Origin of the sequence: Aliiglaciecola lipolytica, from assembly GCF_018860635.1 — a bacterium.
GTDB classification, from domain to species: domain Bacteria; phylum Pseudomonadota; class Gammaproteobacteria; order Enterobacterales; family Alteromonadaceae; genus Aliiglaciecola; species Aliiglaciecola lipolytica_A.
In genome coordinates this window covers 79,922-100,531 of record NZ_JAHKPT010000026.1, presented here as the reverse complement: position 1 = coordinate 100,531, position 20,610 = coordinate 79,922, and the positions used below count along the sequence as shown (strand labels likewise).

The window sequence follows — 20,610 nt, the reverse complement described above, 5'->3', positions numbered from 1 at the left end:
AGATTGTTGATTAGTGGAAAACTGACTACGTATTTTGTGTCTGGGGATATGAATTACACTGTTTCATTCGGCTTACAGGAGAGCTTAAATAATGACAACTTATCTAATTACTGGCGCTAATCGAGGCTTAGGTTTTGAGCATACTAAACAAGCCCTAGCGGCTGACGAGAGCGTTATTGCAACTTGCCGAGAACCAGAAAAAGCAACTGAGTTGTTGGCATTAAGTGAGCGTTATCCAAAGCTGAGAATTGAGCAACTTGACCTATCTGAGCATGATTCCATAGCGGCTATCGCTAAACGTTTAGATGGTGTGGCCATTGATATTTTGTTTAATATTGCCGGTTTATTCGGTGGTGGTTGGTCGAATCAGGCTGATCGCTATAAACAGTCATTAACGGGTATGGATTACGCCCTTTGGCATGAAATAATGCAAGCCAATGTATATGGCCATTTTGAGTTGATTGCAGCTTTATTGGCTAATGTTGAAGCGAGTACACGAAAAACCATCATTATGATGTCATCTGATTTAGGTTCTATCGCCAATAATCAACTTGGGATGGCTCACGCTTATCGTTCCAGTAAAGCAGCCTTAAATATGTTAACAAAAGGTCTTTCTATTGAATTAGCGCCCAATAAGATCACTGTTATTTCACTTGCTCCAGGGTGGGTGAAAACAGATTTAGGAGGTGATGATGCTCCTTGGGAAGTAGACGATAGCGTCAGACACCAGCGTAATGTTATTGCCAATTTAATTCCCTCTGCAACGGGGAAATTCATAGATTTACTTGGTAAATCAGTGCCGTGGTAAGGGCAAAAATAATCGTATTACCCGCAACGATAAATACTTTTTAAGCCTTAACGTTAGTTTATGCTGCCCATTTCCTGCACTGCTTTGAGGTTAAGAATGCTGATAGTATTGGGTGAGATGACCGAAATGAGTCCATCTCCTCTTAGTTGACTGAGGGTGCGGCTGACAGTTTCTACTGTTAGCCCTAGATAATCGGCTATATCTGTTCGCGTCATCGGTAATTCTATTTTTTCTGGTTTGGCACCAGGCAGGCGATTAAGTAATTGTTTCAACATAAAACAGACGCGTTCATAGGCTTTTAATTGACCCAAAAGGTAAACTTGTTCAAAGGTATGAGACATGACAACTGAACGGATTTCTTTCAAGTTTTCGCCTAACGTCGGAAGCTCTTCGGAGAGCGCCAAAAGGTGTTGACGTTTAAATTCGTAAACGGTCAGATTACTTAGACTTTTGACGCCATATTGGTAACTGTCAGAATTGGATAAACCAATGAAGTCGCCAGGATAAACGAACGCAAATATTTGACGACGTCCATTGCTCGCTATTTTTTCCATTATCCCTACACCAGAAACAATATTATATAGCCTGTCGGAAGGAACATGTTGCATAAAAAGGTACTGTTGTTTGGCAAGTACTTTCAACCTAGCGCTGTTTGATAAGCAGTCCAGGTCCGGCTTGTTCATGTGCTTGAATAATAGACAATCATCTCCAAAGCTAATGCTTTTATACGGACTAGTTAATTGCACCATTGTTGAATCTCTCTCTATTATTTTGGGTTGTTTAATCAGTAAATGAATTACGCTACTCAGTACCCAATACCACTTATGTGCAATATAGTTACAGCTGAGCTGTAACTGCTTTTGTTTCCAAATAGGCATCTAGACCTTCTTGACCAAACTCTCGTCCCCATCCCGATTGAGCATAACCACCAAAGGGAATATTTGTGCCTACAGCACCATGACAATTAATCGATACATGCCCAGCTCGAATCCGTGCAACAAGTGAATGTGCAATGGATAAATTTTGTGTCCAGACGCTACCGGATAAACCATAAATAGTGTCGTTAGCCATTCGCGCTATCTCATCTAAATCAAGGCTGGAAAATCGTTGGACGGTCATTACGGGTCCAAAAATCTCTTCTTTCACTATGCGCATTTGTGCTGTGCAATCAGTGAAAATAGTTGGTTGCACAAAATATCCATCGCCTTCCAACTTTTTGCCTCCGGTTAGCATAGTCGCACCTTCATTCACGCCGATTTCGATGTACTTCAAAACCTTTTCACAATGTTTTTCAGAAATAAGCGGCCCAATCATGGTGGCTGGATTGATGCCATGGCCAATCACCAATTGTTCGGTGAATAACTTTACACGTTGCACTAATTCATCATGGATGGCGTCATGGATGAATATACGTGTTCCGGCCATACAGTTTTGGCCTTGTAGAAAAAATGTCGCCATCGCGATACCGACAGTCGCAAGATCAAGATCTGCATCAGGCATAACTACCACAGGGGATTTTCCGCCTAGCTCCAGAGCAACTTTTTTTAGATTGCCAGTGGCTGCACAGATAATTTTTCGACCGGTTTGCGTAGAACCGGTAAACGAAACCTTATCCACATCAGCATGTTCAGAAATTGCTGACCCCGCCTCGCTTCCATAACCATTTACAATGTTTACCACGCCTGCTGGAATCCCTGCTTCTAAACAAAGTTGACCAAGTAATAATGCGGAAAGCGGTGTTTCCTCTGATGGTTTCATAACGACAGTACAACCGGCTGCAAGTGCCGGTGCTAATTTTAGTACCGCTGTTGACGCTGGCACATTCCAAGGCACGATTAATCCTGCAACACCAATCGGTTCACGCAAAGTATAGGTCAAGGCTTCTGCATGATCGGTAATATGTCGCGGTGGAGTGGTCGTTGTGCCTTCAATACGCTGTGCGGCAGCACCATAATAATCAAACATTTCTGCAATATTTTGAATTGTTAGACGAGCAATATTGGTTGGCATGCCGTTGTCCAACACTTCAATTTCAGTCAATAAGTCAGTATTGGATTCAATCAACCTAGCTATTCGAGAAAGCAACTTGGCACGCTCAAAATTAGTCAGTTTCGACCATGGTCCTTCGAATGCTTTGCGCGCAGCAATAACCGCATTATCAATGTCTTTGGAGCCTCCAATCGCCACTCTTGCAATTACTTCATTGCTGGCAGGATCGCGGGTTTCAATGGTTTTTCCCTCAACCCCATCAACCCACACCCCATTAATTAATAACTTGTGAGGTTGTGTTAGAAATTGTTTAGTGGCTGTTGAAATAGTGATATTTTTGATGCTGCTGTTATTCATGTTTTGCATTGTTATTTACTCGCCCACTTAAATTATTAGCCGTCGCTTTCCCATGTGTCGAAAATGTTCGGAAATGTCATTTTTTCAAAAGAAAGATCTCATTCACTTAGCGTTCAATTATGCTTTGAACGCCGGTACAAAGTGTCAACCTAACCTCAACTTATAACGAACAGTTTTTGTTCACTATGATAAATGTCAATTCCCCCGATGCATCTTGAAACTAGCAACTCCTTGGTTTATACCCTTGGAGTTGTTATCGAGTCGAGCCATCTTGGTTTAGCCATATTTGTGGGTTTTTTGTGGTTATTTCGCGCTTTGGCAATATCTTAATTGTTCGACAAGATTGATTATTATCAAGGATAACCTTTAGATAATTCACGTAGAGTGTGGCTGTCGAGTTTAAAAGTGAAACTATATTATGCAAACTTCCAATACTAATGTTTCGGCGCTGATACGTGCGACCATTTTTGTGCGAGATTTACAAGTCGCAACTCAGTTCTATCGCGCCTTAGGTTTGTGTGAAAGCTATTATGAAGGTGAGCTCGAGCATCCTTCAGCCAGTAAGGTGCTGGGATTTCAGCAGCATCACCCGTATCCCATTAAAATCCTAAAAGTTGCGGGCCCAAATTTTGGCATGCTTGGTTTGTTTCAATTAGCCCAAGAACATCAGGCAGAGCAAGTTCAGATAGCCACTGGCGCTGCCCGTATCGGTGAAGTGGCGCTGGTTTTTTATGTGTCTTGCCTAGACGCTATTTTGCCAAAACTAAAACAGCTTGGGGCGGTTTGGCTACCCGAACCAGAATTGTTTGAAATGGGACCTATTTCACAGCGTGAGGTTTGCATTAGAGATGCCGATGGCACCTTATTAAATTTGGTTGAGCGCAGCCCTGACTGCCAAAACCTGCAAGGACCAGAGATGGGCTTTTAATTTATGACTGTCACTTTGCAACCTGCATTAGAAAAATATATTAGCGCACGCATTGCCTATTGGGGAAGGGATAACACCCTGATTGGAAGGGAGAGTTTTAGTTTAGCCTCACACGCTCAAGGGTATAGTTTTCGCGCATTCTGCGAAATGGATGACATTGCTTTACTGCGCGACGTGACTATGTCTCTTGATCGCAATTGGTCACCCATTGATGGCTTCTGCCGCATTACAACTGCTGGTCAGGTGGTTGCTGCGAATTGGTTCAGTTTTAATAACGATCAGGTCGTTGTCGAGACGGATCTTAAAGGCAAGGAGCGGATTTCACAAAAATTTGAGAATCAACCGGCTTATTGCTATTTGGGTTTGCATCCATTGCAAGGGGACGCATTGGTCACCACTCAGGTCGATAAATCGAAACCCGGAGAATATGTTGCGGTTCATGGTTTAACTAACTCCCTATCGGAAAACGGTGATCAAGGATTAACAGCTACCCCTGTGACCATTGAAGTTGCTTATTTAGGCAATCAAAAACTCACCGTTGCCGCAGGGCAATTTGATGCACGAAAGTACGCTTTGCGCTGGCAGCCCGACTGGCCACCTGCGTATGTGTGGGTGAAAGAGGGCGATTACATTTTTCTGAAAATGACTTGGCAGAAAATTGATAATTGGTACGAGCTCATCGAATTAACGGAACGTAATTCCGTCTAATTCGATGTCTGCTGTTAATTGTGTAAATTGTTTTGATTAACCTCTAAGCCTAATTCGCAAGCAGCAGTTGCGGCCAACGATACATTTCATTTGCTAACGGAATAGAGTCGACAAACAGGTTTCTACAAGGAGCTGTTGAGGTAAAGGCTACCTGTGAATCTGGGCAATTATTATAATCATCGGCACTGAACATCGACCCATGTTGCAAACACTCCTGCAAACCTTCGCGGGATTTTAACAATGCCAATAGTTCTACTTGCAAGCTATGCGCTTCTGGGATTTGTGCATTCTGAATTTGGCTATCTAGCGACCGTTCATACCAAGGGTAATAAAGGTAGCGGTCGCGCAAATAATACCATCCCCTTAACAAGTGAGAACCGGCAGAATCAACCCGTAAATCTGGCAATCTATCGGCATTTTTAGGTTGCATGTTGGCACATTCTGGATTGCAAAACGTCACTGCTCCTATTAATTCGGGAAATTGAGTTTTCAGTGCCAGCGCGCATGCACTTGCGTTAGCGATAGCGAAAACGTCTATCTTGCTTATATTCAATGTTGCTAATAGTTGAGCCAATGCAGCTGCCATTTCTGTGGGGCTGCTGCAATTCGCATAGTCGCTTTCACCATGGCCTGGTAAGTCTGGTGCGATTAACACTTTTTGCTCGCTAAGGGTCATCATTAATGTACGTAATGTCTCATTATTTAAGCCTAACTCATGCAAAACTAGCAAAGGTTTTGAGTGTGTATCGGTAGCAGAATCTTGGTTGCTGAGTAAATGAAATACACCCTTTTCAGTGGTCACGAAGCGGTTACTCAGTCCATATTGTTTGCTTTTAGAAATCCCTTCGAAAGACTCATGCAAGGGAACACAATTTTTCTGTGCATAGATTAAGAGTGCTTCGGGTATGTCACAAAAATCTGGCACTGTTTGAATATCTACGTTGGCGGGTAAAGGGGGGTAGTGTTCAACATAACGAGATAAGGTATCTGCTTTTGCGGCTAACATTAAACTAGGAACGGTTAATCTAATTAAATCATCAGCAATGGCATAATCTACGGCGGCACGATATGCAACGGGATAGTTATTCCCAGCTTCCATGTAATTTAAAAAATTCGCATCTATTTCAGCATCGGTTGCTGGCCAGTAATTGATGCTGGTGGTGGCGCGTTCATACCACGGGAAAAAGCTATGTTGATCCCTAAGCCTCGACCACAAGCAGCTTAGGTGAGTACCATCCCATTTAATATCATAAGTAGGAAAATATTTGTCACATAGATCTTTGCGTTCATCTGCGCTGTTAATTAGCACACCATTTGCCACTAACGCTGCGATCTTTTGTGGGTAACGAGCGGCTAACCGCACACCTATAATTGCACCAGTATGACTGCCATATAACAGTGGTTTTTGTAAATCTAAAACATCAAGAAAACTAGCCAATGCATCAACAAAATCATCTATTGAAGCCTGATGATTAGTACTGCCTAACGGGTCAGATTGCCCGTAACCCGGTGTGTCAGGGGCGATAACAGTGAAATAAGGTGCTAAGTATTTTATCAGAGGGATGAGCTCTTTACTGTTGTTCGGAGATTGATGAATCAATACTAATAGCGGTCCACTCCCGGCATATCGATAATGTACTTGTCGTTCACCAATCAAGGCATATTGGCGGGATATAGTGCAATCTGTTTTGCTCATCGTCGTTTATCTCCTTGATTAAATAACTAATTAAAGACCTAAAGTGCCTGGCGAAAATGTATTCTTTGGATCTGTCACTTGTTTGATATTTTTAATTAGTTCTAAGGTTTGTGGTGAGACTCTTGATGCATAGGGATAAGCTTTGCCCAACTGGAAATTGGTCGCATTGTGTTTAACGTATAACGCGATAATGTCCTCTTTTAATTGATGGATATATTCCCTCGCTTCAAGGTTAGCAGGATGTTTAGGTAAATTGGCAAGATAGTCTTGGGGGACAACTTCTTTGTGATATGCAGTGATTTCGTCAGGCCAATATAATGCTATTTCATATAAAAAACCCGATGAAGCAACGGTGGCAAACATGCCGCCACACCATATTCCAAGGCGCTGCATTTCGGCTGAACGCTGCGCATAAAATTGTTCAAGTTGTTGATGAAATTTTGCAACGTTAGAGTGGGGAATAATACCGTGTAAAGGAACCCAGCGTTCACCAGCAGGGCCTAAAGTATTGAAAAAAGGTGCAAAGGGCATTCCTCGGACTATGGCTGGAACGGTTGCTGGAATTTCAGATCCCAAATCAGTGGTTAGCTCACGGATGCGGTGTAATCGGCTTTTAACTTCAGCGTCATGGGTGCCCTCTACGATATAGTGTGTCATGTAGGGAGCGGAACTAATCGCTTTGCGGGCCGAAAATGCAGACTTAAACAATTGTTTAATACCAGCTAAATATGATGGCGAACTAGTCAGAATGGACAAGGCTATTTTCAGCGTTTGCCCAGCACTATCTTGACGAGCAATTTGCCCTTGAGACAATGCGCCATCTAAAGCAAAGTGAGTATCTTCTAATCGCTCTAAGCCAATGCGGCGCATAGATTCATGCATGGAATTAAAGTCTGCAAAGGCAAAAGAAATGACGCGGTGCGCAGAACGACGGCGAATAAGTGGGAGTGTAATGCGAGCTTTTATTCCAAGCGCACCACAATCTCCGGTAAATAATCCGGTTAAGTCAGGGCCAAAATGGCGCATGAAAGGACTTGCGCCAGCACTTGCAGAACCGGTTTGCAATAATGAACCATCACCTAAAACAATGTCTACTGCTTGTACTGATTGCGCGGAAATTCCATATAAACCCGATCCATGGCTGATAGTATTTTGTGATACAGAGCCTCCGACAGTGGCTTTTATTCCGGAAAATGGTCCCCAAAATGGTGTTCTGAGATTCCGTTTATCCAGCTCATCTTTAAGCGCAGACCAGGTTACACCCGCTTCGACAGTAACGTAGCCATCCGTTTCGTTGATTTCTACTATCTTGTTCAACAAACTTAAATCTAAAATCACAACACCCTTAACTGCTGGTAAGTAGCCGTCAGTATAGGACGCTCCACCGCCTCTTATGGTCACACAAATATCATGTTCATTGGTAAAGGCGACCAACTGTTGCAGTTGTTCAACTGTGGTTGGACGAACCACAGCGTCAGGAACTTCAAGCTGACGATAAACATCAGTGTAGAACGCTGCACCCGCAGTGCCAGTTAAGCATTGCTCTGCTCCTACGATGTCACACAACTTATCTTTGATTATGGGATCAAGGGTTACATGTTGGTCTTGTGCCTGATGTATATTTGTCATGCTTTTACCTATTACTTGTTAAGAGTAGGGAGTAGCGCAATATCCTGATGAATATTGCACTTTTCAATTCGTTTCTATGACCACTTAATAGTCGTATTCGTTATTGATTGAAAATTCAGAATACTATCAGGGGTAAACTGCGTCCTTGATAATTGTCATGGTTGAAAATTTACTTACTGGGATACTAGTTAGATTACGAGGGCTTTTTGCTCGACCCGTGAAAAGCAGATCTGGTAGCAATTAGGAGAGTAAGTATGAAAAACTTAGATATCGCTGTGGTCGGTGCCGGCATTGCTGGGCTCACCGCGGCGATTGCGCTAGCAAAAAATGGACAGAAGGTCAGCTTATATGAGTCTGCCCCCGCATGGGGGGATGTGGGGGCGGGTATTACATTAGCGCCCAATGCAATGCGAGGGTTAGATTATATTGGTGTTGGGGAAGCAATCGTTGAAGCCGGCATTGAACCTAGTACGCAAAAAATATCACATTGGCAAAGCGGCGAAACATTATTAATGGTGGACCGTTCTCAAACACGAGAACAATATAGCAGTGCCTATGTTTATATTCATCGTGCTGATCTACACCGTATTTTAGTTGCTGAGGCGGAAAAAGCTGGGGTAGCCATTTATTTAGGCAAATTGCTGCGATCAGTGAATTATCAAGCCGCTAAACCAGTTTTAATTTTTGCTGATGATAGCACTGCAGATGCTGATTTGATCATAGGTGCGGACGGTCTAAAGTCTCAAGTTAGACAGCTATTTAATTCAGTTCAGCCCCATTTTACTGGTCATATCGCTTATCGAGCTTTAGCGCCTATCACCCCCGCTATTCAACATCTAATTGAACAGCCAGGCATGCACATTGGCCCTGGGAAAATGGTTGTCCGGTATCCACTTCGCAAAGGAAAGCTGCTCAATTTAGTGTTTTTTGCTCGTCAAGATGGTTGGACTGAAGACGGTTGGTCAATTCCTGCTGAGCTGCAAGAACTGAAAGATTTATACGCTGGCTGGAGCGATGATATTAGCACCTTAATTGATGCGATTAAGCCTGGCACAGTATTTAAATGGGCAATCAATGCGCATAGCTCTCTACCTCATTGGTCAATTGACAATAAAGTGACTTTGATTGGCGACGCAGCCCATGCCATGACCCCATTTCTGGGACAGGGAGCGGCAACTGGGATTGAAGATGCCGTTATGTTGGCGCGGGTATTGGAATATGCTGAATCAGTCGCAAAAGCCCTTGCTCGATACCAAGCTGCTCGCCATGAACGTACTACTTTTATTCAAAAAGAATCCAATGAAAACGCCGATCGTTTGCAAGGAGAAGCCGCCGAATTATATGGCTTAGGCAATTTGCGAAACGAGGAGACCTTAGGGCTTTTCAACTACGACTGCGTAACTGAGTCAGTTTAATTCAGTTTAAACAGCAGCAAAAATAAGTCACTAAAAAGGTAAAAATGATGAGCGATACAATAACAACAACAAGTTCGAACTCAGCAATACAAGCCGGAAAAACAGCGCAGGCTGAAAAAGTGCCGCAGAAAACCATGGTTTTATACGGCTTTGGTCAAGTAGGTGCACAGCTTTTTCGGGATGCGCCAGCGGCTTTATTACCATTATTTATGACAACTATGCTGGGAATTTCCCCTTGGTTGGCTGGCATGGTGATTTTAGTACCGAAAATTTGGTTGATCTTTTGTGACCCTATCATCGGTGCAATGTCCGACCATTATAAGCCGCGCTATGGACGTAAACCGTTTTTGGTGTTTGGTGCGATATTAACCAGTTTGTCGTTCATGGCATTGTTCGCTTTTTCCAACTTTGCTTCACCTTTATGGGCGGCCGCTACCGTGTGTGTGCTGTTTTTTATTGCTTCTACAGCGTTTAGCGCATTTTCAGTACCCTACTTAGCAGTGGCTTCAGAGTTGTCTAGCGATCCCCATGAGCGCACCAAAATTTTATCCTATCGTATTATTTTTGCGGTGGTAGGCGTGGTGATGGGCGTCGGTCTTGCACAACCTTTGGTATTTCAATTGGGCGGAGATGCTGCAGCTTGGCGTACAATGGCAATTGTTTTTGGCAGTATCTCATTGCTTGCCATGTTGGCTACCGCATACGGCGTTCCCATCAATTATGGTAAAGCGCACACAGTGGATCCCAAAAAGCTACTAACGCGCTTGTCAGTGGTTATGCAAAATAAAGCCTTTGTGGTGTTAAGCAGTACCTTTTTTGTGCAATCTATTGCTCAGGCAAGTGGATATGCAGTGGTTGCATTTGTGTTTATCTATGCCATACAAGATATCAATCTGTTGCTTCCGTTTGTCATGGTAATGGCGACAGGTTCCATTCTGAGTCAGCCCTTGTGGTTAAAGTTATCTGCAAATATCGGTAAGCAAGGGGCGTTTTGGATTGCCTGTGTCGGTTGGATGTTAGTGACTTTTACTTGGCTTTGGGTCGCGCCTGGCGATGACGTGCTATTTAGTTTGCCATTTTGGGGCGAGATGCCAACGGAGCATTTTTTGGTCCTAATTAGGGCTTTTATTATTGGCTGCACTAACGCTGCATTTTCGGTTTTAACATTTTCACTAATGACTGACACCATCGACAATCAGCGCATTAAACACGGTAGTGTAGATGAAGGGGTTTTCTCTGGGGTGTTCTCAGCGGTTGAAAAATTGGCTTTTGCATTAGGTCCGATGTTAGCGGGAGTTGTATTGAGCCTAAGCGGATTTCAATCCTCAACCGGAGGGGTAATTGTCCAAGGGACTGGCGCTATCGACGGTATGGTGTGGCTATATTCGACAATTCCTAGTTGTATCATGGCGCTGAGCTTGTTGATATTTAGCCGCTACAACAAAGCGTTATCAGCATAGACATCAGCACTTAACTAGTTACCGTTAACTAAAGGCTTTTCATTTAGTTGAACAGAAAAATTTAGATTCAAAGTAATTGGGTAGGCACTGGTTTTAGTCAGTCCTACCCATTTTATATGTATTTATTGTGAAAGCTGGAAGTCGATTCACAGTCAAAGATGAATGGCTATTGAAACAAGGGTTTAGCAATGCCTATTGCACCTGCGCTGATTAATCCTGCCCAAATTGTATATACCCAAGGCTTGGCTTTGTTCATTGCTTTTAACATTGCTCGGTCTTCAACTGCAGTATGAGTGCCTTGGATAAGTTTAGAATAAGCTGGGCCGAAGTCTTTTAACGCGAGACGAATCATCAGTCCACAAAATACCAATAAATAAAAGATAGACAGTTTTGCTGCTATCCAAGTGTTGTCATTCAATTTGCCATTAATTAGCGCAAAACAAAGGGATATTAAGCCAATTACAATCAACGCACAGCGAAATATAAAATCAAATTTAACAAGATTGTTAATGTACGACGCGTGATGTTTGTAATGTTGCAGTAATACTAAGGTTAACCAAAATGGGCCTAACAAAATAATCGCAGCCATCTGCCATACAGGATGCTCAACACCAAAAAATGTAGTGAGTAAACCGCCAGTGGTTAACATCAACGTCATACAAAGTTTGGGCACTAAATCACAGGCAACCATTATTTTACCTGCGACAATCCTAGCTTCACGGCTAGCCTTGCTATCCACCACAATATTGCTGGAATAAAACACGCCTATATCACCACCAAGCCAATAACAAAAAAGCAAAATATGAATAAGTAGTAGTAGGTCATGTGCAGTCATAGTGGAACACTCCATTTTTAGAATCGTTATCGAGATTACGCGTTTTTGTCGTTTAAATTTGTGCCCGTGCAATGAACGGTATTTATAGCAAGTGTTTGTTTACAAAACTCTTGCTGGCCTATAAAGAAATATTAGCATAATATTATATCATTAGAGTGTAAAGTCTAAGTTTTAAGCTCAGTCTCAAGACGCTTTATAAAAGATCTCATGAGAAAACAGAGCATATGTTTAACCAATACCCATTTAAAAATAGCTGTGGATTACTCATCAATTCACCCATTCATTAGGGTTGGAAAACGTTTCAACCCTGACTAATTAGGAAGCGAATAAAAATGAAATTATACAGTCTGCCCCATTCTCCTTATGCTGCTAGGGTAAGAATGCAAATATACAAAAAACAACTGAACCTCAAAATTGTAGCCCCTGAAATTCCCCTAAAAACAGATGAGTTCAAAGCGGCTTACCCTATGGGAAAGGTGCCGCTATTAGAGATTTCTGCAACTGGGTTGTTGCCGGAGTCAACAGCCATAGCAGAATATTTAGAAGATGTATTTCCTGACAATCCATGTCGACCTAGTGAACCCTATGCATTAAGTATCACCAGAGCAACAGTGAGTTTTGCCAACTCGCACTTCGGACCGTCACTATTTCCGTTGTTTAAGAATATGGCGCAAAAAGATGCTCACAGTGATAAAAGCACATTTACAGCTCCTCTGTGTGCAGAGCTAGATAAATTGAATCGTTGGATGAGTGTTCATAAATCCGACTCGTTTGATATTGGTGATTTTGCTTTAGCCAGTAGTATTTGGTATGCCACAACGTTAGCGCCTTTTTACGATAAGCCAGATGTTCTAGCTGATTACCCACTGGTTAAATCTTGGTGGGAGTCAATAATCAAAGAACCTTATGTGCAGAAGGTACTAACTGAAATGGCCGTGGGTTTTGCGGAATTTTCAAAAAAGTTAAAAAACTAAGGCACTTGAATAACCTCGGATAACTGATTCAAACATCCATTGCTAAATCAAGTGACCAATTTTTTGGTCACTTGGCCACCAGCATTTTTCTACTCGTTAAACTTAAAAAACAATATTTATAATTTTATTGTCACTAAAGTATGACTATATATCATTTAATTTTCCTTTTTTTCATGAAGTATTGAACAGATAAAATTCCTTTATTAATTATGACGAGACTAATCCGCATAATTTGTTCAGCCCCCGTATAACAAAGCTTTTGTGCTAATTCTGCTTGTAATTTGAACTAGTTTTGATGGCTATCTGAACAGTGAGTTTACAAAATCAGCTTAAGATTGGTTATAGGATTAATGTATAGCGCATACGTAAATTGATTTAGGAAATCTATCTCATAGGGCCTAGTATCGAATCCATCGAAATGAAATTTATTTATAGGAGCTACCATGAATTTTGGAACTTCAGACGACCTAGAGATCATTGGACTAGTAAATCACCATGCGGGTGCAGTAGGTGATCCTCCATCTCCTGTCGATTTTGATGCTGAGCATATTCGTCATTCTGCGACCTCACAAGAAAATGCCGGCTATGACAGAGTTCTAATTGCCAATGCAGCGACAATGCCAGAGAGTTTTTCCATTGGGGCTTATCTTTCTGGCGTAACATCACGTTTAGGATTTTTATTGGCGCACCGTCCTGGTGTTGTTCCTCCCACAACTGCTGCTCGTAATCTAGCCACACTTGACCGTCTTAGTGGTGGGCGCGCTGCTGTGCATATCATTGCCGGTGCGGACGACCGCGAAGTGCAAGCCGACGGACTGTTTAACACCAAAGAAGAGCGTTATCACATTGCCGCCGAATATGTAGAAGTGATGCGTAAAGTATGGGCTTCTGCGGAACCCTTTGATTTCGATGGCGAGTTTTATAAGTTTCGTGGCGCCTATGCCATGGTAAAACCTAAGGGTGGAGCGATTCCTGTTTACTGGGCCGGTACCTCTGATTTGGCAATCGATCTTTGTGGAAAAGTGGCGGATGTTTATGCATTAGGTGGTGATACCTTCGATAGAGCCGGAACACTGGCAACTAAAGCTTATGCAGCCGCTGAAAAGTATGGACGTGAGATAAAAGTGTTAATGACGATGGTGATCATCGTTGCAGACACAGAAGAAGACGCTTGGGCTAAGGCTCAGATGCTTTATGAAAAAGTCGAACTTCAAGTGGCTAATGGTAACGGTGCCATATTGGCCAAGCATGAGAAAATCGGCGACAAACCTGCCGCTGGTGCTTTTCGACGTATGATGGACCAATCCAAAGAGGGCGATAGATTAGACCGTTGTTTATGGACTGGTCTTAACAAAGCCTATAAAGGTCGAGGAAATAATAGCGTCTTGGTGGGAACAGCAGAGCAGATTGCAGATAGTTTGATGGAATATCGACGCTTAGGTGTTACTCGGTTTTTGCTGCGAGCACCGGATCAAGATGTAGATGCGGCAAAAATTGGTAGTACGCTAGTTCCTGAATTGCGAGAAAAAATAGCTCAGGCAATGGCCAAAAAACAAAGTGCTTAAATATTGAATAACCTAGAGGGCTTGTATGCCCTCTAGTGCTGTGATTAATGACTAAGTAAATGAAACACCTAGTTGCACAGACCAGAAGAAACTGATTGAAAGGTTTCACCAGCCAAGTTTAATGGATAACCATTTTAATTTTACAATAGTAGGTCGTATATGATTTTGATAATTGGAGCAACAGGTAAAACTGGCAGTAGCGCAGTAAAACACTTAGTTGAAAAAGGGTGTTCGGTCAGAGCATTGATTAGAAACCCAGACAAAGCATCGGCCCTCACTGATGTTGGTGTCGATGTTGTCGTTGGAGATGTTGCTGACAGCGTGGCTTTGCAAAAAGCGATGCATGGCGTGAATAAAGTGTTTTTGCTTTTACCTAATAGCTCTGATCAATTGGAATTAGAAAAACAGGTTGTCGATGCTGCGGTTAAAGTGGGTGTTGAGTTATTTGTTAAACAATCCTCACAGGAGTCGGTGGAAGGAACAGACAAACCAATTCCATTGAATCATCTTGCTTCAGAAGCCTATGTTAAAGCTTCTGGTTTGAATTGGGTGATGATACGACCTACCTTCTTTACTCAGATGTTACTTACCTGTGCTCCTGGTATTAAAGCTGCAAATAAACTCACTTTTCCTATGGGGCAAGGCCAAGTCGCTGCTACTGACGCTCGCGATGTGGGCGAAGTTGTGGCTAACGTACTTACCCAATCTGGTCATGAAAATAAGAGTTATGACTTAACCGGTCCAGAGCTTCTGACTTTTAGTGAAATTGCAGACATTTTCACTAAGTTGCTGGGACGGCAGATTGATTACGTTGATCAACCTATGGAAGATTTTCACGCTTTATTGTCCAAGTTTGTCCCTGATAAGTGGAGAGTCAATGCTGTTTGCGAGGAAATACGTAGTTTGGCTGAAGGCGCGTCTAATCACACAACAGATACCATGAGAGACTTATTAGGTAGAGAGCCTCGTTCAGTGAAGCAGTTTATTCAGGAATATGCCAAGGCTTTTAATCCTGAATAAGAGACATTTTTGAAACTTACACACTGAATAAATAGCTCATATTAGCAAACTAAAAATGACTGTGTAGCCAAGCTTAATGTGCTGATAGTCGTCAAGATTCAAACCTCATTTATGCATTTTACATATTCGCAATGGGGTTACTACGATTTGAAAGGTATATTGATAATACAATATGTGGTTGTGTGGATATGCGTTTAGAGCAAAGGCTGTGCGTCTTTTTCAGAGATTGAGAAACGACGATTAATTAAAACTATAACTAGCACTGAAATGACAGGAAAACTTATGAAAAAAAATAAAAACTTTAAGTTAACGTTACTTGCTCAAGCGCTTTTAACTATTGCAAGTGCAGGAACTGTTACCACTGCTGTATCAGCTCAAGAAGTTGATATGGCAGATAATGCTAACGTTGAGCGCGTAGTGGTAACAGCTAAAAATCGTGTAGAGCCTCTGCAAGAAGTACCATTAGCTATTAACGTATTATCTGGCGACGATTTGAAAAATAATCAAATTAATGGAATGCGCGATTTGCAAGATGCAGTTCCCAATCTTTATCTCTCAGGTGCGAACCGGAATGACCCTACTGCTGTTGGTATGCGTGGACTAACGCCGAATACCTCAGACGAACGTTATCAAGGGGTTTCCTTTTTCCTTGATGGTATTCCGCTTAGTGGTCAATTAGCCTCATTAGGGCTAAATGGTGTAGAGCGAGTTGAAGTCATCAAAGGCCCCCAAGCTGCAAGTTTTGGTCGCGCTACATATAGCGGAGCCGTCAACTTTGTTACTAAGGAATTAGGCGGTGACGAGGTGACCGGTAATGTTCGAGCTAAACTCGGTCAAGTTAAAGGCGGTCCTGACACCAGTTATCTACTTGAAGGTTCAGTGGAAATACCATTGATCGATGACAAACTCTGGTTAGGTATATCTGGCAGTACTTTCCAAAATGGCGGGGTGACCGAAGCAGTAGATGATGGTTCATCTATTGGTCAAGAAAAATCGAATATTGCTTCATTAGAATTATATTATACACCCTCGGATACTCTTTCAGTCAAATTGCGGGGCTTGTATTCTCATGATAGAGATGGGGGGAATGTATCTGTTATTCAACATCCTAGAGACTGGGTTGAGGCGGGGGCAGATTTTGTTACATTGCCACGCGCGTCAGGCTCAAGATACCCCACGGTTCTGCCGGACCCTGATTTTGATAAAATAGCTAATCTAGGCGCTAGTGGCACTACGCGAGACCGTTATTTTACGTCTTTGATAGTGAAAAAAGAAATCGGAGATTATGAGTTAACCTATAGTGGCGGCTATTTTTACAATGAAGATGAGCGGGTCTCTGTGTATGCGAATAGGGATTATGCACCAGGGCAAGATCCAGTCTTTGGTGACCTTGTGGGTACCGACGAAATTGATTTGTCTTTTTATGCGGGTTTTACTTTTCCTTCTCGTGAAATCTTTGAAAACTTTAGTCAACAGCTAGTCTTGTTGTCGCCAGGAGATTCGGATTTTCGCTGGCGTGCTGGGCTTTATTACTTCTATGAGTCGGATGAAACCCAATTCACTGCTCTTACTAATTCTGCCAATCCTAATGGAACTGCGCGTCGAGATAAGATGGAGAACTATGCGATCTTTGGTGGCTTTGATTATGACTTGACTGAGCAACTTACCTTTAGTGCTGAAGGTCGAATTGCAGATGAAAAAGTTATCTACACTGATTGTCCTAATTGTACGTCGCCAATCGCTGAAGGAGACAGTTATTCGTCTACCGACTTTTCGCCTAGATTAACCCTTAGTTATAAATTGTCAGACGATAATATGCTTTATGGTCTTTATTCCTCAGGTGTGAAAAGTGCTCGCTTGAGTCGCATCGTCGTAAATGGAGAGGCTCAAGTCGCTTCAGCAGATCCTGAAGAGTTGGATAACTTCGAACTCGGTTCCAAAAATGAGTTTTACGATGGTCTTTGGACCTTGAACATGGCGGCTTTTTATCAACATGTTGAAAATCAGCAGTTAGTTAGTTCAGTGAACGTTATTACGGGTGACGGGGCCATTCCCGTAACTTATGTTAACAATGTGGGTGAATCAGAAGTATCTGGGTTTGAAATAGAATCAAAAGTTGCGATTTCAGATTCCTTTTCTCTGAATGGCTCGGTCGGTTATGCAAAGCATGAATTTGTTAACGATGAACCATTTGTTATGTCGGCAACCTCTGCTTGGGGCTTCCCTGGTGAAGTCGGTGACCCAGTATCATTGGACGGTAAAACCCAGACTAACGTACCTAAATGGAATGGCCGACTTGGTGGTGAATACTATGTAGCTGATGCATACAAAAATATGAGCTTGTCGGTACGATTCGATGCCAACTACCGAGGTAAATTCTATGCGGATCTGTCTAATCTTGTCACCATTGAAAGTGCTTGGACTTTTAATGGACGCATAAGCTTGACTGGGGATGACCTAGAAGTTGCTTTGTATGGTAAGAACATCTTTAACCAAGACAGAGCCATTGGTGCCGGTTTAGCTGGTTCATCATCAGTTTGCGCTTTTGTCGAAACAGATACCGCAACTTACGGTAATAACCAACTTTGTTTACAAGCAACAGGGCAAAGACCTGCTGAGTTTGGTGTAGAAGTGGGTTACAGGTTCTAAATTGCAATTCCCGTTGGCTCTGGCTGCATTTTTGTGTCGTCAGGGCCTTTTTTCGTTATTAGCAAATGGGTCATTTTTTACTATTTGTGGAGTTTGATAATTGATTAATAATAACTCAAATAAATCGGAGGCTATCTGTGTCTAATCAAAGTTTAAGCGACACTCTGCCTGATCCAACTGCTGTTGATATCAATGCAGAAAAAAATAAATATGCGACTTTCTACTCGCTAGGCGGTCGCATAACCATTTTTGCCCTAATTCTGACAGCAGCATTGAATACAATGGACCGAATGGTGCTTTCAATGGTTGTGGAGCCATTGCGAGCAGATCTTCTTCTTAGTGAAACCCAAATAGGCGTTTTGCAAGGCTTATCCTTTTCGTTACTTTACGCATTTGCTGGAATTCCGTTGGGGTTGATGGCAGACCGTTTGAAACGTAATAAACTACTAGCATTTGCCGTATTGACTTGGAGTGGTGGGACCATTGCTTGCGGCTTGGCAAATAGTTTTGAATCATTATTTGTGTTTCGTATGATCGTTGGAGCTGGCGAAGCGGCACTATGGCCGGTGGCAATTTCCCTAATTGGAGACCTCGCTCCACAGCGTAACAGGGGCTTCCTTATTGGAGGGTTGATTCTTGGTCAATTGTTTGGTGCAAGTTTCTCACTCATCTTAGGCGGACATCTACTTGAAAGCGCAGTAGGCGGTGGTTTAGCTGGCATTCCATTTATAGGTGGCATGGATTCTTGGCGAATATTGTTTGTTATTTATGGCCTTGCTGGCTCATTGGCGATATTGATGTTGTTATCAGGCAAAGAGCCTCCGCGTGAATATACTAGCAGCAATCAATCTACACACCCTTTAGCCGGTCTTGGAGAGTTTTATAACTTCTTTAAGAGAAACTGGAAATCAGTCGGCTCGTTATATCTATTGACCACTGTAGTTGCAGTAGTGCAGTACTCAGGTTTAGCATGGAATGTGCCCTTGTTTTTAAGACGTTTCGAGTTGGGACCACAGCAAGTGGGTCTGATTTTAGGAATCGTTATGTTTGCAGCTGGTGGTATTGGTTCTCTGGCTGGTGGTTACGTTTCTAAACTTACTGGAAAAAGTCCTGTTAAACGGCTTAATGTGATTATTTGTGCGTATTGTTTATGTATCGGTTATGGGCTTGTCGCATTCAATCCTGGCCTTTATGTGACTGTATTTCTGGTTTCATTTCCTGGAATACTATTGGCTATAGCGGGCATTATGAAGTTGGTTATTCTACAAGACATTATACCTTCTCATATGCGTGGTGTAGCTACATCGTTGGAAAGATTGTTCTCTAGTTTGATTGGTGCATCATTGGGCCCAATGCTGGTAGCGATGTTAACCCAATATGTATTTGAGGCTGATGATATGGTTGGTGTATCGCTTGGTTTGGTCGTGGGGCCAGCCATGGGAATTGCGGCTATTTTAGCGTTCGTTCTGAAAAAAGAGATTGTTAAAAAGTATGATGGTATGAAGGCAGAGTAAGAGTCCTAAGTGGGGCTCTTTGTTTATTTTCTACTGCTAGCTTTTTATTAACTAAAGGTTAAATATGATAAAACGTATATTAAAATGGGTGAGTGGCATACTTATCGTTGTATTTCTAATTTGTGCGGGATTGATTGCAAGTATGCGCGCTGGTTGGTGGAATCCGACTTACGACTATGTACAACAAAAACATGCAATAGCACCTTCAAAGTTTGTCAAAGTAGGTGATACAACGTTACATGTGCGGGACGAAGGCGAAGGTCCGGTTATCATCATGTTGCATAGTTCAATGACAAATCTTCGCATCTATGATGACTGGGCTAATCTGTTAAAAACAGACTATCGTGTTATTCGTATAGACTGGCCTCCGTATGGACTTTCTAATGACCCTAAACCATCTATTGGTATGCCCGGTATTGTTGCGTTGCTTGAAAAATTTGTTGAACAAGAAGAATTAGAGAAATTTACTTTGGTCGGTAGTTCTAGTGGTTCAACTATTTCAGTACTTTATGCCGCATCTCATCCAGAACAAGTGCGTGCGCTTGCGTTGTCGACATTACCTTTGTCAGCACCACCAACAACAAAGCGACCAATCATCGCAAGTGTGAGTCGCTATATACATCAAAATTGGGTGCCTAATTATCTGCCACGATTTTACTATCAATCTTCTTTGAGTTGGTTGTACGGTGTCCCTTCGCGACTCAAGCCTGAGACGGTGACTTGGTATTATGAAACTAATAATATCCCGGGAAAATTTGCGCAGGTTAATCAGTATTACCAGGCTAATGTGAAAGCAATTTGGTCGAAAACTAAAGGTGCGGGTAATGAAGCGGCCCAAGTTAGGGTACCGATACTTCTTCAGTGGGGTGATGTTGATCCTGTTTTACCTATAAATCTGGTTTCAGGTGCAGTCGCTGAATTTAAGAACACCGAAGTGAAGGTGATTCATTACCCAGATGTTGGACATTATCCGATGCTAGAGTTACCGGATGAAACCGGTAAAGATCTGAAGGACTATATTGACCAAGTCCATGCTAAAGAATTACTCTAAAAAGCGCATTAT

The 20,610-nt window shown here is 42.4% G+C and carries 16 protein-coding genes; 11 read left to right on the top strand and 5 right to left on the bottom strand.

Features of this window, described 5'->3' with window-relative positions:
- Positions 1 to 91: 91 nt before the first annotated feature.
- The gene (locus KO530_RS15125; RefSeq protein ID WP_216049287.1) at positions 92 to 808 is read left to right on the top strand and encodes an SDR family oxidoreductase; all 717 of its coding nucleotides are present in this window, start codon (positions 92 to 94) and stop codon (positions 806 to 808) included.
- A 53-nt stretch (positions 809 to 861) separates the two neighbouring features.
- On the opposite strand, the gene KO530_RS15120 is transcribed toward KO530_RS15125, so the two are convergent.
- The gene (locus tag KO530_RS15120) at positions 862 to 1,491 is read right to left on the bottom strand and encodes a Crp/Fnr family transcriptional regulator (RefSeq protein WP_289847921.1); all 630 of its coding nucleotides are present in this window, start codon (positions 1,489 to 1,491) and stop codon (positions 862 to 864) included.
- A 154-nt stretch (positions 1,492 to 1,645) separates the two neighbouring features.
- Positions 1,646 to 3,163: an aldehyde dehydrogenase family protein gene (locus KO530_RS15115; protein ID WP_216049285.1), complete on the bottom strand. Its 1,518-nt coding sequence runs from the start codon at positions 3,161 to 3,163 to the stop codon at positions 1,646 to 1,648.
- A 409-nt stretch (positions 3,164 to 3,572) separates the two neighbouring features.
- On the opposite strand from KO530_RS15115, the gene KO530_RS15110 reads away from it, so the two are divergent.
- Both KO530_RS15110 and KO530_RS15105 read left to right on the top strand, forming a co-directional pair.
- Positions 3,573 to 4,082 (top strand): VOC family protein, encoded by a 510-nt coding sequence (locus KO530_RS15110; RefSeq protein WP_216049284.1) that lies wholly within the window; start codon positions 3,573 to 3,575, stop codon positions 4,080 to 4,082.
- A gap of 3 nt (positions 4,083 to 4,085) precedes the next feature.
- On the top strand, positions 4,086 to 4,790 hold the full coding sequence (locus KO530_RS15105) for a hypothetical protein (RefSeq protein ID WP_216049283.1): 705 nt from the start codon (positions 4,086 to 4,088) through the stop codon (positions 4,788 to 4,790).
- A gap of 49 nt (positions 4,791 to 4,839) precedes the next feature.
- Here KO530_RS15105 and KO530_RS15100 read toward each other — a convergent pair whose 3' ends face one another.
- Positions 4,840 to 6,486: an alpha/beta fold hydrolase gene (locus KO530_RS15100; protein WP_216049282.1), complete on the bottom strand. Its 1,647-nt coding sequence runs from the start codon at positions 6,484 to 6,486 to the stop codon at positions 4,840 to 4,842.
- A gap of 30 nt (positions 6,487 to 6,516) precedes the next feature.
- Entirely contained in the window at positions 6,517 to 8,115 is a 1,599-nt protein-coding gene (locus KO530_RS15095; RefSeq protein ID WP_216049281.1) for an FAD-binding oxidoreductase, read from the bottom strand.
- A 254-nt stretch (positions 8,116 to 8,369) separates the two neighbouring features.
- Here KO530_RS15095 and KO530_RS15090 point away from each other — a divergent pair, with 254 nt between their 5' ends.
- Entirely contained in the window at positions 8,370 to 9,530 is a 1,161-nt protein-coding gene (locus KO530_RS15090) for an FAD-dependent oxidoreductase (protein WP_216049280.1), read from the top strand.
- Between the two features lie 47 nt (positions 9,531 to 9,577).
- The gene (locus tag KO530_RS15085; RefSeq protein ID WP_216049279.1) at positions 9,578 to 10,990 is read left to right on the top strand and encodes an MFS transporter; all 1,413 of its coding nucleotides are present in this window, start codon (positions 9,578 to 9,580) and stop codon (positions 10,988 to 10,990) included.
- Between the two features lie 166 nt (positions 10,991 to 11,156).
- Here KO530_RS15085 and KO530_RS15080 read toward each other — a convergent pair whose 3' ends face one another.
- Positions 11,157 to 11,825, bottom strand: coding sequence for a hypothetical protein (locus KO530_RS15080; RefSeq protein WP_216049278.1), 669 nt, complete (start codon positions 11,823 to 11,825; stop codon positions 11,157 to 11,159).
- A 332-nt stretch (positions 11,826 to 12,157) separates the two neighbouring features.
- On the opposite strand from KO530_RS15080, the gene KO530_RS15075 reads away from it, so the two are divergent.
- The 6 genes from KO530_RS15075 (at position 12,158) to KO530_RS15050 (ending at position 20,598) form a co-directional block, all read left to right on the top strand.
- A complete protein-coding gene (locus tag KO530_RS15075; protein ID WP_216049277.1) occupies positions 12,158 to 12,799 on the top strand; it encodes a glutathione S-transferase family protein in 642 nt (213 codons plus the stop codon).
- Positions 12,800 to 13,242: 443 nt separating this feature from the next.
- Positions 13,243 to 14,364 (top strand): LLM class flavin-dependent oxidoreductase, encoded by a 1,122-nt coding sequence (locus KO530_RS15070; protein WP_216049276.1) that lies wholly within the window; start codon positions 13,243 to 13,245, stop codon positions 14,362 to 14,364.
- Positions 14,365 to 14,523: 159 nt separating this feature from the next.
- Positions 14,524 to 15,384 carry an NmrA family NAD(P)-binding protein gene (locus KO530_RS15065; RefSeq protein WP_216049275.1) on the top strand — a complete coding sequence of 287 codons (861 nt, stop codon included), beginning with the start codon at positions 14,524 to 14,526 and terminating at the stop codon, positions 15,382 to 15,384.
- Between the two features lie 282 nt (positions 15,385 to 15,666).
- Positions 15,667 to 18,033, top strand: a complete 2,367-nt coding sequence (locus KO530_RS15060; protein ID WP_216049274.1) for a TonB-dependent receptor — start codon at positions 15,667 to 15,669, stop codon at positions 18,031 to 18,033.
- A gap of 137 nt (positions 18,034 to 18,170) precedes the next feature.
- Complete coding sequence (locus KO530_RS15055; protein WP_216049273.1) at positions 18,171 to 19,547, top strand: MFS transporter; 1,377 nt, start codon at positions 18,171 to 18,173, stop codon at positions 19,545 to 19,547.
- A 64-nt stretch (positions 19,548 to 19,611) separates the two neighbouring features.
- Complete coding sequence (locus KO530_RS15050; protein WP_216049272.1) at positions 19,612 to 20,598, top strand: alpha/beta fold hydrolase; 987 nt, start codon at positions 19,612 to 19,614, stop codon at positions 20,596 to 20,598.
- Positions 20,599 to 20,610: the final 12 nt, after the last annotated feature.

Bases quoted from the DNA above. Each gene is read 5' to 3' on its own strand.
- KO530_RS15080 (WP_216049278.1), bottom strand. From the start codon at position 11,825: ATGACTGCACATGACCTACTACTACTTATTCATATTTTGCTTTTTTGT.
- KO530_RS15070 (WP_216049276.1), top strand. From the start codon at position 13,243: ATGAATTTTGGAACTTCAGACGACCTAGAGATCATTGGACTAGTAAAT.
- KO530_RS15115 (WP_216049285.1), bottom strand. From the start codon at position 3,163: ATGCAAAACATGAATAACAGCAGCATCAAAAATATCACTATTTCAACA.
- KO530_RS15085 (WP_216049279.1), top strand. From the start codon at position 9,578: ATGAGCGATACAATAACAACAACAAGTTCGAACTCAGCAATACAAGCC.
- KO530_RS15110 (WP_216049284.1), top strand. From the start codon at position 3,573: ATGCAAACTTCCAATACTAATGTTTCGGCGCTGATACGTGCGACCATT.
- KO530_RS15060 (WP_216049274.1), top strand. From the start codon at position 15,667: ATGAAAAAAAATAAAAACTTTAAGTTAACGTTACTTGCTCAAGCGCTT.
- KO530_RS15100 (WP_216049282.1), bottom strand. From the start codon at position 6,486: ATGAGCAAAACAGATTGCACTATATCCCGCCAATATGCCTTGATTGGT.
- KO530_RS15095 (WP_216049281.1), bottom strand. From the start codon at position 8,115: ATGACAAATATACATCAGGCACAAGACCAACATGTAACCCTTGATCCC.
- KO530_RS15105 (WP_216049283.1), top strand. From the start codon at position 4,086: ATGACTGTCACTTTGCAACCTGCATTAGAAAAATATATTAGCGCACGC.
- KO530_RS15075 (WP_216049277.1), top strand. From the start codon at position 12,158: ATGAAATTATACAGTCTGCCCCATTCTCCTTATGCTGCTAGGGTAAGA.
- KO530_RS15120 (WP_289847921.1), bottom strand. From the start codon at position 1,491: ATGAACAAGCCGGACCTGGACTGCTTATCAAACAGCGCTAGGTTGAAA.
- KO530_RS15065 (WP_216049275.1), top strand. From the start codon at position 14,524: ATGATTTTGATAATTGGAGCAACAGGTAAAACTGGCAGTAGCGCAGTA.
- KO530_RS15050 (WP_216049272.1), top strand. From the start codon at position 19,612: ATGATAAAACGTATATTAAAATGGGTGAGTGGCATACTTATCGTTGTA.
- KO530_RS15125 (WP_216049287.1), top strand. From the start codon at position 92: ATGACAACTTATCTAATTACTGGCGCTAATCGAGGCTTAGGTTTTGAG.
- KO530_RS15090 (WP_216049280.1), top strand. From the start codon at position 8,370: ATGAAAAACTTAGATATCGCTGTGGTCGGTGCCGGCATTGCTGGGCTC.